Below are 12,701 nucleotides of genomic sequence, written 5' to 3'. Positions count from 1 at the left end.
CCGCCCGCCTCTACCTGCCCGTCATCATGGACCCCATCTACGGCTACCAGGCCGTCAACGTCGAAGCCCAGGTCAACAACCCCGGATCACTCCTGCACTGGACCCGCAAGATGATCGAGATCCGGCAACGCCACCCCGTCTTCGGCGTCGGCAGCTACGTCGAACTGTCCGCCTCCAACCCCTCCGTCCTCGCCTTCACCCGCGAGATCGGGAACGGGGACACCAACCAGTGGGGCGGCACCGACACGGTCCTGTGCGTGAACAACCTGTCGCGCTTCCCGCAGCCGGTGGAGCTGGACCTGCGGCGGTTCCGCGGATCGACGCCGATCGAGTGCATGGGCGGGGTGCAGTTCCCCGCCATCGGCGAACTCCCCTACCTGCTCACCCTCCCCGGGCACGGCTTCTTCTGGTTCCTGCTGCCGCCGCCGCCCGACGAGCCGGGCGACGAGAGGGTGATGTAGACGTGCCCGGCGGTCCAGGCCAAGGAGGAGACCCGTCCCTCGTCCGGTTGCTGGCCGGCTGGCTGCCCCGGCAGCGCTGGTTCGGCGGCAAGGACAGCCCCATCGAGGACCTGTCCATCGGCACCGCCACCGAGCTGCGGACCGGGGAGCCGGGGCTGCACCACCTCGTCCTCGACGTCCGGCAGAGCGGCGCCACCGAGCACTACCAGGTCCTCCTCGGCGTCCGCCGCGACCTGCCCGAGCGCCTGCGCTCCCACGAGATCGGCCTGCTCACCGGGGCCACCGGGATCACCGGCCACGCCTACGACGCCGCCCACGACCCCGAGCTGACCCGGCCGCTGCTCGCCCACATGGCGCGCGAGTCCGTCATCGGGCCGCTGCACTTCCGGCGCGCGCCCGGCACCGGCATCCGCACCGACCTGGACGGCACGCCGTCCACCGCCGAGCAGAGCAACACGTCGCTGATCTTCGGTGACGCGTACATGTGCAAGCTGTTCCGCAAGCTGGCGCCCGGCATGAACCCCGACCTGGAGGTCAACCTGGCGCTGACCCGCGCCGGCTGCGACCACATCCCCGCCGTGCACGGCTGGATCGAACTGGCGCCCGGCGGTGACGGTACGGGCGGTGAACCCGTCACGCTCGCGCTGCTGTCGGAGTACCTGCGCAGCGCGACCGACGGCTGGCAGCTCGCGCTGACCAGCGTCCGCGACTGGTTCGCCCAGCCCCTGCCGCCCGGCCCGCAGGCCGCGCTCACCGCCGACGACCCGGGCGCGGCGGGCGGCGACTTCGCCGCCGAGGCCGAACGGCTCGGCGCCGCGACCGCGCAGGTGCACCGCGACCTCGCCCGCGCGTTCGGCGTGACGACCGTGCCCGCCGCGCGGCTGCGCGCGCTGGCCGCCGGGATGAACGACCAGCTCGACGCGGTCGCCGAGGCCGTCCCGCAGCTGCGCCCGCACGCCCCCGCCATCCGCGCCGCGTTCGCCGAGGTGGAGGCGGCGGCCGGGGAGCTGCCGTTCCAGCGGGTGCACGGCGACTACCACCTCGGCCAGGTGATGCGCACCGACACCGGCTGGGTGCTGCTGGACTTCGAGGGCGAGCCCGCCCGGGCGCCCGCGGAGCGGCGCGCGCCCGCGCACCCGCTCCGCGACGTCGCCGGGATGCTGCGCTCGTTCGAGTACGCGGCGCGGTTCCTGATCGCCTCGGACGGGAACGTCGCGCCGGGCACGGCGGACATGCTGGAGCTGCGCGCCCGCGCCTGGGCGGAGCGGAACCGGAACGCGTTCTGCGCCGGGTACGCGGCGGCGGGCGGCCCCGACCCGGCCGCGCACGCGGCGCTGCTGCGCGCGTTCGAGTTCGACAAGGCGGTCTACGAGATCCGGTACGAGGCGCGGAACCGCCCGTCCTGGCTGCCGGTTCCGCTGCGCTCGCTGGAGCACCTCGCCGGCTGACGCCCCCCGCCGGCCGGGGTCAGGAGGGACGGAGTTCGACCACGACCCGGTAGGCGGCGGGTTCCGAGGTGATGTGAAGGCCGGGATCGTCGAACATCCGCCGCAGCGAGGCGAGCCACTCGGGATCGGCGGTCGCCTTGTCGAGCGCGGTGCCCGAACTCCACTCGGCGATGTGGACGAACCGCGCTTCGGCCGTGTCCGCGAGCGCCCGGTGCAGCCGGGAGCGGAGAAAGCCCGGCTGGGCCGACATGATCCCGGCGTTCTCCCGGTACACGTCGACGAAGTGCTCGGCCTCGTCCGCCGGCATCGTGTAGCTCTTGATCACGGTGACCGGCCCGTCGACGCCGGTCTTCGACTCCAGGGATTGACTCATGCCAATGGAGACAGGCCACACCCCGCTCCTGTGACGCGGTCGAGCGGTCGTCACAGACGGGCGCGCTGTCCTGTCTCAGCTACCGGCATTCGCGAGCCGGAGTCGAAGGGGTATGTCATGAGCAGCACGCTGGACGGGAAGGTCGTCCTGGTCACCGGGGCGTCGTCGGGCATCGGCGAGGCGACCGCGCTGGCCCTGTCGGCGGAGGGGGCCGCCGTCGCGACGGGCGCCCGGCGCGCCGACCGGCTGGCGGCCCTGGCGGGCAAGGCGCCCGGCGAGGTGCTGGCCCTGGACCTGGACGTGACCGACGAGCAGTCGGTCCGCGCCGCGGTCGCGGCGACCGTCGACCGGTTCGGCGGCCTGGACGTCCTGGTGAACAACGCGGGGGTGATGCTCAACGGCCCGGTCGCGGCCGCGGACACCGCCGACTGGAGGCGCATGGTCGAGACCAACCTGCTCGGGTCGATGTACGCGGTGCACGCGGCGCTGCCGCACCTGCTGGAGCGCAGGGGCGCCGTCGTGCAGGTCTCCTCGACCTCGGGGCGGACCGCCACGGCCACCGCCGGCGCCTACGCCGCGACCAAGTTCGGCGTCAACGCCTTCTCGGAGGCGCTGCGGCAGGAGGTCACCGCGCAGGGCGTGCGCGTCGTGCTGGTCGAACCGGGCTTCGTCGCCACCGAGCTGGTCGACCACATCGCCGACCCCGGGCACCGGGCGCTCGCGCGGGAGATGGCGGCCTCCATGCGGACCCTCCGGCCCGAGGACATCGCCAACGCCGTCGTCTACGCGGTCACCCAGCCCGAGCACGTCGCGGTCAACGAACTCCTCATCCGCCCGACCGACCAGACCCTCTAGCGGCGGGCCGGGCTCTTCACAGAGCCCGGCCCGCCGCCTCGCCTTCGGCCGGGGGTCTAGAGGTCGATGGAGTAGTCGAGGACGACGCGGTCGGCGGGGAGCACGATGTCGCGGCAGACCTCCATGACCGAGGCGCGCGACAGCATCCGGCGGGTGATGGCGATGACGGGCACGCCGCCCCCCATCCGGAGCGCCTCGGCCTCCTCGGGGGTCGGCATGCGGGAGCGGACGGCCTCCTCGACGCGGGTCGGCGGGTGGCCGAGGTAGGCCAGCTGCGCGAGCGTGCCGCCGGGCCACGGCTCGCGCTCCGGGTCGGCGACGGGGGTGCCGCCGACGAGGTCCCACGGCAGGTAGTTGACCGAGATCTGCTGCGGCTCGCCGCGGGCGTAGAACACGAACCGGCGCCGCAGCAACTCGGTGCCGGTGGGCAGTTCGAACAGCGCGCCGAGGTCGTCGTCCGCGCGCACACGGGTGAACTCCTTGTCGAGCCGGTACTCCTGCCAGCTGATCTTCTGGTCGCGGGTGAACGTGGTCTCGGGCACCGCGAGCGGCCTGGTCACCGCGCGGTAGCGCTCCATCGCGACCCGGCGGGCGGGCGGCACGAGCCGGACCACGGTGCCGCCGCCGCGGCGCGTCTCGACGAGCCCCTCGGTGCGCAGCAGGGCGACGGCCTGGCGCACGACGATCTCCGAGACGCCGTGGGCGGCGCACAGCTCCGCCATGGTCGGCAGCCGGGTCCCCGGCGGAAGGCTGCCGTCCCGGATCCCCTCTCGCAGCGTGTCGGCGATGCGCAGGTAGGCGGGACGGTCCGGCACCGGCGTCACCTCCCCTTCGTTCAGGCGCGCCCCCGGTCAATCGACGCGGTGTTCGATTTCGCCCCCTCCTCTCCGTCACTCATATCCGGCGGGCTGCTATCCGCGGGGGCATGGTCCGCTTACGGACAGCTTGACACCTCTTAGACCGAGTAAGACTTTTGTATACAGAAGAGCCGCCTCGGGGAAGGGACGACCTTGATGGGGGACTTCGAGGATCTGAAGACGGCCATCGAGGGCGAGTTTCCGGGCTGGCAGGTCTGGCGGAGCGACGCCGGACGCTGGTACGCCACCCGGAGCGGCGATCTGACCGACGCGCAGCTGCAGGCGGGATGTGCGATGACGGTGGCCGCGGACGATCCGGCGGGCCTGCGCGAGCTGCTGCTCGAGCAGGCGCGCGGGGACGGGTGAGGCGGCCGTCATGGGACGTCGCGGGGAGCGGCGCGGCCCGGTCCGCAGGCGGGGGCGGACCGGGCCGGAACGCTCCGGTACGGAAGGTAGCTGTGTCGCTCAGGTGACACAGGAATGGATCCCAGGGCGGCGGGGTCGGTGTCACCCCTGGGGCGAGGTAGACGTGGCCGCATGGACGGCGCAATCGGCGCGACCCCCGACAAAGTGTCGTGTCGTCCGTGCGGTCGCACATCTCCCGGCGCGGCGGACCGGCCGCCGTCTCCGGTGAAACACCTCCTTTCGCCATGTGAGTTCGGCCGATCTCAGGGCACTCCTACAGGGAAACGGCATCAGTGTTGATCCCGGGGACCGCCCCCGGACCCCGGACCCCAGGCGAGGAGGCCATGACGTCATGGCACGGGTGACGCGCGCGGAGATCGACCGGCTCGTCGGCGGCGACCACCACGATCCGCACGGCGTCCTCGGGGCGCATCCAGGCCGGAACGGAGTGACCGTCAGAGCGCTGCGCCCGCTCGCGGAGAAGGTCGAGGTCGTCCTGCCGAACGGGGACCGGCACCCGCTGCGGCACTTCCACGAGGGCGTGTTCGCCGGGACGCTGCCGGCGTCGGCGTCGCTGGCCGGCGACGACGCGGACAAGGCGCCCCTCGCGGTCCCCGACTACCGGCTGGCCGTGACGTACGGGGACGGCATCGAGACCGTGCAGGACGACCCGTACCGGCACCTGCCGACGCTCGGCGAGCTGGACCTGCACCTGATCAGCGAGGGCCGGCACGAGGAGCTGTGGCGGGCGCTGGGCGCGCGCGTGCGGACGTACGCGTCCGCGTTCGGGCCGGTGTCCGGGACGGGGTTCGCGGTGTGGGCGCCGACGGCGCGCGGCGCGCGCGTGGTCGGCGACTTCAACCACTGGGACGGCCGCGCGCACCCGATGCGGTCGCTCGGGTCGACCGGGGTCTGGGAGCTGTTCGTCCCGGGCGTCCGCGACGGCATGTGCTACAAGTTCGAGATCCTCGGCGCGGACGGGCGGTGGCGCAGCAAGGCCGACCCGATGGCGCAGCACACCGAGCAGCCCCCGGCGACGGCGTCGCGCATCTACACCTCGGCCTACGAGTGGGGCGACGGCGAGTGGATGGGGGCCCGCAAGGAGCGCGAGTGGGTGCGCGAGCCGATGAGCGTGTACGAGGTGCACCTGGGCTCGTGGCGTCCCGGGCTGGGCTACCGGGAGCTGGCGGAGGAACTGACCTCGTACGTGAAGGACATGGGATTCACCCATGTGGAGTTCCTGCCGGTGGCGGAACACCCCTATGGGCCGTCCTGGGGCTACCAGGTGACGTCCTACTACGCGCCGACATCCCGCTTCGGCACCCCGGACGACTTCCGGTACCTCGTCGACAAGCTGCACCAGGCCGGTATCGGCGTCATCATCGACTGGGTGCCCGCGCACTTCCCCAAGGACGAATGGGCGCTGGCGCGCTTCGACGGCACCGCGCTGTACGAGCACGAGGACCCGACCCGCGGCGAGCATCCCGACTGGGGCACGCTGGTGTTCAACTTCGGGCGCGCCGAGGTCCGCAACTTCCTGGTGGCCAACGCGTCGTTCTGGATCGAGGAGTTCCACGTCGACGGGCTCCGCGTGGACGCGGTCGCCTCGATGCTGTACCTGGACTACTCGCGCAACGAGGGCGAATGGACGCCGAACGTCTACGGCGGCCGCGAGAACCTGGAGGCCATCTCCTTCCTCCAGGAGATGAACGCGACGGTCTACAAGCGCAACCCCGGCGTCCTCACGGTCGCGGAGGAGTCGACGGCCTGGCCCGGCGTGTCCCGGCCCACCCATCTCGGCGGCCTCGGCTTCGGGTTCAAGTGGAACATGGGCTGGATGCACGACACCCTCGAGTACCTCCGCCACGAGCCCGTGTTCCGGCACTACCACCACAACGAGATCACGTTCTCACTGGTGTACGCGTTCTCGGAGAACTACGTCCTGCCGCTCTCGCACGACGAGGTCGTCCACGGGAAGGGGTCGCTGCTCAGCAAGATGCCGGGCGACACCTGGCAGCAGTTCGCGGGGCTGCGGGCGCTGCTCGCCTACATGTGGTCGCATCCCGGCAAGCAGCTGCTGTTCATGGGCCAGGAGTTCGGGCAGGGCGCCGAATGGGCGGAGCAGCGCCCCCTCGACTGGTGGCTGCTGGACAACGCCGCCGAAGGCGCGCTGCACGTCGGCCTGCAGAAGCTCGTCCGCCAGCTCAACCACGCCTACCGCGAGGAGCCCGCGCTGTGGTCGCGCGACAGCGACCACGACGGGTTCCGCTGGATCGACGGCAACGACGCGGGCGGCAACACCCTGTCCTACCTGCGGTACGGGACGCCCGAGGACGGCGGTGAGGCGCCCGTGATGGCCTGCGTCGTCAACTTCGCCGGCAACCCGCACGAGGACTACCGCGTCGGCCTGCCGAAGACGGGCGGCTGGCGGGAGGTCCTCAACACCGACGGCTACGAGTACGGCGGCAGCGGGGTGGGGAACCTCGGACGCGTCGAGGCGGCCGCCGAGCCCTGGCACGGCCTGGAGGCGTCCGCCGTGATGCGGATCCCGCCGCTCGGCGCCGTGTGGCTCGTCCCGGAGTGACCGGGAACTAGGGTGGCGCCATGAGCGCCGCGCAGCACCTGCACATCGTCCCGTCCGAGTTCCTGGTCGAGCATCTGCCGAACGCGACGTTCCCCGAGGACGACGAGTGGATCGCGCTGGTCCGCGCCCCCGAGGGCCTCACCGTCGTGCGGGAGGCGTCGCCGTTCACCGAGGCGGAGCGCTGGGTCGGCTTCTACGGCGACGCCGGCCACGGCCTCGACCTGCCCGGCATGCTCGCCGCGGTCGTCGGCCCGCTCGCCGGCGCCGGGGTGCCGGTGTTCGTCGCCTCCACCTACCATGCCGACCTCGTGCTGGTCCCCGACCACCGGTTGAAGGAGGCGACGCAGGCCCTGCGCGACGCCGGCCACCGCGTCAGCGACGCTCGAGCCGGTCGATGAGCCAGCGGGGGCCGGTGACGTGCGCGCCGGCCTCCTCGCAGCGGGCCCGCAGTTCCCGGTCCGCGGTCACGACCAGGTAGTCGGTGTCGGGCTCCGGGGCCCGGACGAGGTCGACGATGTGGTCGTCGCCGCTGCCCGCGGCCGCCACGACCCGCACGCCGTCCGCGGGCTCGTCCGCCACCGGCCGCGCCGCGCCCTCGACGACCAGCACGACCTCGGGGAAGCAGTGGTCGAACGCGACCGGGCCGGGCGGCACGCCGCGGACGCCCTCGGCGAGGACCTGCAGCGAGTCGCGGAGCCGGGCGTTCGCGCCCGCCCGGTCCTTCCACCAGCCGTCCGGCCGGGAGCCGACGACGTTCGCGCCGTCCACGACGAGCACCAGGCCCTTCATCACGTCCCGCAGCAGCGGCCACGACCGCTCGAACGGCGCGAACAGCTTGCGGTCCTCGACCTCCTCCAGGCGGATCCACTCGGCGCGGCGCGTCTCCCGCGACGCGGGCTTCACGGGCACCTTCTCGTCGAGCGCCCCGATCACGGACGTGAAGGCCCAGCCGCCGTGGTCCTCGACCCGGGTCCCGCGCACGCGCACGAGCCCGGTGTCGAGCGTGCACTCCTCGCCGGTCTCCCGCAGGGCGCCCGTCACCCCGTCCTCATGGCTGTGCGTGGCCCCGCCGAACATCCCCCACGTGCCGCCGCCGAGCCCCCACCAGGCGCGCTGCTGCATCAGGATCCACATCTGGCCTTCCGCGTCGCGGTGGTAGGCCAGCAGCCCCGCCGCGCCGTACCGTCCCCAGTGCGTGTGCCCCTGGTCGCAATCGGCCCAGCCGTCCCCATCGCCCATGAGCCGACGATATCCGCCCCTGACCGAAGTACGGTGGTGCCGTCGTTCGGGGGCCGGCGCAGGTCCCCCATGCCGGAGGAAGCCGAAGATGCCCGCTCTGCCCCTCGTCCCCGACGATCCCCGCGAGATCGGCCGCTACCGGCTGACGGGACGGCTCGGCGAGGGCGGGCAGGGCGTCGTCTACCTCGGTGAGGGGGCGTCCGGGGAGCGCGTCGCCGTGAAGGTCCTGAAGCACGCCGACGCGCGGGCCCGCGAGCGGTTCGCCCGGGAGATGGCCGCGGCGCGGCGGGTCGCGCCGTTCGCCACGGCCGCGGTGCTCGACTCGTCCGCCGAGGGCCCGCTCCCCTACGTCGCCAGCGAGTTCGTCGACGGGCCGTCCCTGCAGGAGCGCGTCGTCGAAGGCGGCCCGCTGCGCGGCGGCGACCTGCAGCGGCTGGCGGTGAACACCGCGAGCGCGCTCGCCGCCATCCACGCCGCCGGGATCGTGCACCGCGACCTCAAGCCCGCGAACGTGCTCCTCGGCCCGGACGGGCCCCGCGTCGTCGACTTCGGCATCGCCCGCGCGATCGACGCCGAGACGAGCACGCAGATGGTCGGCACCCCCGCCTACTTCGCCCCCGAGTGGCTGCGCGACCATCCGCCGACGGTGAAGTCGGACGTGTTCGCGTGGGCGGGGACCTTGGTGTTCGCGGCGACCGGGCGCCCGCCGTTCGGCGGCGCGGCGACGGTCGAGGCGGTCATGCACCGGATCGCCACCGCCGACCCCGACCTCACCGGGGTGCCGGACACGCTGCGCCCGCTGCTCGCCGAGTGCCTCGTCAAGGAGCCGGCCCGCCGCCCGTCCTCCCGCGACCTCGCGATGCGGCTGATCGACCCGACCTCGCGTCCGGCGGCGGACATCACCCGGCCGCAGGCGCCCTACCCCGGGCCTCCGGTGCCGGTCCCGCCCGCGCCCGGCCCGGACCACGGCGGGGGCGCGTCCCCCTTCGGGCCGGCCACGGATCCGTCTCCGTCGCGGAACCTCACGCAGCCGCACCCCCGGCCGCCGGCGCCGAGCCCGCCGCCCCCGGCGGGCGACGGGCACGGAGGCCGCGGAGGCCGGAACACCCGTGCCATCGCCCTGGTGGCCTGCGCCGTCGTCCTCGCCATCGCGTGCGCGACGGCCGTCATCCTGGTGGACAGGGGCGGGGGCTCCGACACGCCGGTCACCACGGCGTCCCAACGCTCGCCGGCCCGGAACGGGCGGTCCTCGTCGCCGTCCGGAGGCGGCGACGGTACGGGCGGCGGCCGCTCGCTGCCCGCGGCGTTCGGCGGGACGTGGGAGGGCGAGCTGACGCAGACGGGCGGCGTCACCATCGGCGACGTCCGCACCAAGGTGACGATGCGCCTGAAGGGCGACGGCGGGACGGCCGAGTACGACCGGTGGGGCTGCCAGACCCGGCTGTCTGTCTCCGGCGTGTCCGGCGCGAAGGCCGACTTCGACGAGACGGCCGTGCGCGACACCGGCGCGGTCGGGTTCTGCGCGGGCGGCCCGGTGACGCTGACGCAGGTGTCCGGCGGGCTGGAGTACACCTCGACCGGCATCGGCACCCTGTTCGGGACGCTCCGCAAGGTCGGCTGAGCGGGCCGGTGACGAGGGCCGGTGACGAAGGGCACAGTGCCGCGCGGTCGGCACGCCGAATACCATTCGGGGCGAAACGTCGCATGATCAGGGAGCACGAGTTGAGCGTCGAGGCGGACCCGGGGGCCTTCGAGGAGACCGCGCGGATGTGGGACACCCTCACGGGCGCCGAGCTGATCCAGGCCATGGCCGACGGCAGGTTCCCGCAGATCTCCGACATCAACGACCACATCGGGCAGGTGATCACGTCCGCCGAGCCCGGCCGCGTCGACATCGCCTGGACGCCCGCCGAGAAGCTGTGCAACCCGGGCGGGACCGTGCACGGCGGATACATCGCCATGATCCTCGACAACGCCGTCTGCCTCGCGGGCAGCAGCACGTGCGAGCACTTCATGCCGATGCTCACCCTCAACCTCAACGTCGACTACCTGCGCGGCGTCCGGGCCGGCGAGACCTACGCGGTCACCGGGACGTGCGTGCACCCCGGCAGCACCCGCATGGTCGCCAACGCCCTCGTCAGCGACGCGCAGGGCCGCCCCGTCGCGCAGGCGTCCGCCAGCGTCCTGCCCAACCGGGCCTTCGCCCGCAAGTAGGCCGCCCCTCCTCCTCCGGGCGGAGGATGCGCGGGACCCGGGGCGGACCGGGCGCCCGCGGGCGAACGCATAGGCTGGGGCCATGGTGGATCCCGGAACCGTCGTCAACGTCATCAAGCAGGCCCGGGACCGGCGGACGGCACCGCTGATCCTGGAGCTGGACCTCACCGAGGGGATCGTGGAGACCGCGCCCGCGGACCCGATCTCGGCGATCATGTCCATGCGCCGGACGAACCTGCGCGACGTGCTCGACGGGCTGCGCCGCGCCCGCTCCGACCACCGGGTGAAGGCGCTGGTGGTGAAGGTGACCGGCGGCATCGGGCTGGCGCTCGCCCAGGAGCTGCGGGAGGCCGTCGGGGCGCTGCGGGAGGCCGGCAAGCTCACCGTCGCCTGGGCCGAGACGTTCGGCGAGGGCGGCCACGGCACCGTCCCGTTCTACCTCGCGACCGGGTTCGACAGGGTGTACCTGCAGCCGACCGGGGAGGTCGGGCTGACCGGCGTCGCGCTGGAGGAGCCGTTCTTCGCGGGCGCGCTGGAGAAGGCGGGCGTGCGGCCCCGGTTCGCCAAGCGCTACGAGTACAAGACCATGGCGAACACCTTCATGGAGAAGACGTACACGCCCGAGCACGAGGAGTCGTCGCAGCGGCTCGTCACGTCCCTCGGCGAGCAGATCACGGCGGGCATCGCCGCCGCCCGTGACCTGCCCGAGGACAAGGTCCGCGACCTCACCGACCGCGGCCCGCTGCTCGCCGGCGAGGCGCTGGAGGAGGGCCTCGTCGACCACCTCGGCTACCGCGACGAGGTCTACGCCTTCCTGCGCAAGGAGTTCGGCCGGGACGCGCAGCTCCGCTACGTCTCCCGCTACAACCGCACGCACGGCCTCGCGCGCCGCATCCCGCAGCCGGGCCGCCAGGACGTCGTCGCGCTGATCAACGGGCAGGGCCCGATCCGGCTCGGCCGCAGCGGCCGCGGCGGCCCGCTGCCGAACTCCGGCCCCGCGATGGGCTCCGACACCGTCGGCGCCGCCTTCCGCGCCGCCGTCAAGGACGACCGGGTCAAGGCGATCGTGTTCCGCGTCAACAGCCCCGGCGGGTCCGCCGTCGCGTCCGACGCGATCTGGCGCGAGGTCGTCCTCGCCCGCCGCGCCGGCAAGCCGGTGGTCGTCTCGATGGGGAACGTCGCCGCGTCCGGCGGCTACTACGTCTCGATGGCCGCCGACACGATCGTCGCGCAGCCCGGCACCATCACCGGCTCGATCGGCGTCGTCGTCGGCAAGGCCGTCGTCAACGACCTGCTGGACCGCGTCGGCATCGGCCTCGGCTCGGTCGCCGACGGCGAGCACGCCCGCATGTTCAGCGCCACCAAGGACTTCAGCGACTCCGAGTGGGAGCGGATCAACGCGTCCCTCGACACGATCTACGACGACTTCACCGCGAAGGTCGCCGAGGGCCGCGGGCTGTCCCGCGAGCGCGTCCACGAGCTGGCCCGCGGCCGGGTCTGGACCGGCGCCGACGCCCGCGACCACGGCCTGGTCGACGAGCTGGGCGGCATCGACAGCGCGCTCGACCTGGCCCGCAAGAAGGCCGGGCTGCCCGCCGACGCGCCCGTCCGCTCCTATCCGCACGCCTCGCCGCTGGAGCGGCTGCGCCCGCCGGAGTCCAGCGAGGACCGCACCGCCGCGTCCGCGCGGTTCGACGGCTGGGGGTCCCTCGGCGGCCTCGCCGCCCGCCTCGGCCTCCCGTCCGCCGGCCCCCTCACCCTCCCCGGCACCTGGGAGATCCGCTGAGTCCCGATTTCGTCGAGGCGGTCGCGGGGTTCGCCACCGGGGTCGTCGTGCTGACCGTCCGGGACGGCCGCGACGATCTCGGCACGACGGTGACCTCGTTCATGTCGGTGTCGCTGGAGCCGCCGATGGTGCTGGCCGGCGTGGCGTCCTCGTCGTACCTGGCGGAGGTGCTGTCCCGCACCGACCGGTGGGCCGCGACGGTCCTCGGCGCGGGCCAGCGCGCCCTCGCCGGGCGCTTCGCCGCCGAGGGGCGTCCGAGCGCCCGCCTCCTGCTCGCCGGTGAGCCGCACCATCGCGGCGAGCACTCCGGCGCCCTCATCCCCGAATCGGGCCTCACGGCTCTCGAATGCGAGACGCGCCAGTGCGTCGAGGCCGGTGACCACATGCTGTTCGCCGCCGAGGTCCTCGCCACCGACTACATCGCCCGCGACCGGCAGCCCCTCATCAGGGTCAACCGGCGCTACCTCGCCCTGTCCTGA

At 73.4% G+C, this 12,701-nt stretch carries 13 protein-coding genes; 10 read left to right on the top strand and 3 right to left on the bottom strand.

Going from position 1 to position 12,701, the window contains the following annotated elements; all coding sequences use genetic code 11:
- The coding region (locus J4557_RS26850) for an alpha-glucosidase C-terminal domain-containing protein (RefSeq protein WP_208269495.1) at nt 1–461 on the top strand (461 nt) is incomplete at its 5' end.
- 2 nt (nt 462–463) lie between these two features.
- On the top strand, nt 464–1,909 hold the full coding sequence (locus J4557_RS26845) for a maltokinase N-terminal cap-like domain-containing protein (protein WP_307800229.1): 1,446 nt from the start codon (nt 464–466) through the stop codon (nt 1,907–1,909).
- 19 nt (nt 1,910–1,928) lie between these two features.
- On the opposite strand, the gene J4557_RS26840 is transcribed toward J4557_RS26845, so the two are convergent.
- Complete coding sequence (locus tag J4557_RS26840; RefSeq protein WP_208269494.1) at nt 1,929–2,282, bottom strand: antibiotic biosynthesis monooxygenase family protein; 354 nt, start codon at nt 2,280–2,282, stop codon at nt 1,929–1,931.
- 117 nt (nt 2,283–2,399) lie between these two features.
- Here J4557_RS26840 and J4557_RS26835 point away from each other — a divergent pair, with 117 nt between their 5' ends.
- Nucleotides 2,400–3,137: an SDR family NAD(P)-dependent oxidoreductase gene (locus J4557_RS26835; protein ID WP_208269493.1), complete on the top strand. Its 738-nt coding sequence runs from the start codon at nt 2,400–2,402 to the stop codon at nt 3,135–3,137.
- 56 nt (nt 3,138–3,193) lie between these two features.
- On the opposite strand, the gene J4557_RS26830 is transcribed toward J4557_RS26835, so the two are convergent.
- Entirely contained in the window at nt 3,194–3,952 is a 759-nt protein-coding gene (locus J4557_RS26830) for a GntR family transcriptional regulator (protein WP_208269492.1), read from the bottom strand.
- 198 nt (nt 3,953–4,150) lie between these two features.
- Here J4557_RS26830 and J4557_RS26825 point away from each other — a divergent pair, with 198 nt between their 5' ends.
- The 3 genes from J4557_RS26825 to J4557_RS26815 all read left to right on the top strand — a co-directional run bounded on the left by J4557_RS26825 (nt 4,151) and on the right by J4557_RS26815 (nt 7,381).
- A complete protein-coding gene (locus J4557_RS26825; RefSeq protein WP_151540147.1) occupies nt 4,151–4,360 on the top strand; it encodes a hypothetical protein in 210 nt (69 codons plus the stop codon).
- Nucleotides 4,361–4,751: 391 nt separating this feature from the next.
- The gene (gene glgB, locus J4557_RS26820; RefSeq protein WP_208269491.1) at nt 4,752–6,983 is read left to right on the top strand and encodes a 1,4-alpha-glucan branching protein GlgB; all 2,232 of its coding nucleotides are present in this window, start codon (nt 4,752–4,754) and stop codon (nt 6,981–6,983) included.
- A 20-nt stretch (nt 6,984–7,003) separates the two neighbouring features.
- Nucleotides 7,004–7,381 (top strand): ACT domain-containing protein, encoded by a 378-nt coding sequence (locus J4557_RS26815; RefSeq protein WP_208269490.1) that lies wholly within the window; start codon nt 7,004–7,006, stop codon nt 7,379–7,381.
- Here the strand turns inward: J4557_RS26815 and J4557_RS26810 are convergent.
- Nucleotides 7,356–8,222: an NUDIX domain-containing protein gene (locus J4557_RS26810; protein ID WP_208269489.1), complete on the bottom strand. Its 867-nt coding sequence runs from the start codon at nt 8,220–8,222 to the stop codon at nt 7,356–7,358. The two genes, J4557_RS26815 and J4557_RS26810, sit on opposite strands and share 26 nt — an antisense overlap.
- Nucleotides 8,223–8,310: 88 nt before the next feature.
- Here J4557_RS26810 and J4557_RS26805 point away from each other — a divergent pair, with 88 nt between their 5' ends.
- The 4 genes from J4557_RS26805 (at nt 8,311) to J4557_RS26790 (ending at nt 12,701) form a co-directional block, all read left to right on the top strand.
- A complete protein-coding gene (locus tag J4557_RS26805; RefSeq protein WP_208269488.1) occupies nt 8,311–9,843 on the top strand; it encodes a serine/threonine-protein kinase in 1,533 nt (510 codons plus the stop codon).
- Nucleotides 9,844–9,944: 101 nt separating this feature from the next.
- Nucleotides 9,945–10,436, top strand: a complete 492-nt coding sequence (locus J4557_RS26800) for a PaaI family thioesterase (protein ID WP_243776378.1) — start codon at nt 9,945–9,947, stop codon at nt 10,434–10,436.
- Nucleotides 10,437–10,518: 82 nt separating this feature from the next.
- A complete protein-coding gene (sppA, locus tag J4557_RS26795; protein WP_208269486.1) occupies nt 10,519–12,222 on the top strand; it encodes a signal peptide peptidase SppA in 1,704 nt (567 codons plus the stop codon).
- Nucleotides 12,207–12,701: a flavin reductase family protein gene (locus J4557_RS26790; protein WP_208269521.1), complete on the top strand. Its 495-nt coding sequence runs from the start codon at nt 12,207–12,209 to the stop codon at nt 12,699–12,701. Before sppA ends, J4557_RS26790 begins: the two co-directional genes overlap by 16 nt.

The sequence above is a fragment of the Actinomadura nitritigenes genome (assembly GCF_017573545.1).
GTDB classification, from domain to species: Bacteria; Actinomycetota; Actinomycetes; order Streptosporangiales; family Streptosporangiaceae; genus Spirillospora; species Spirillospora nitritigenes.
Note: the sequence above shows the minus strand (reverse complement) of the source record. Positions and strands in the feature narration are given on the sequence as shown.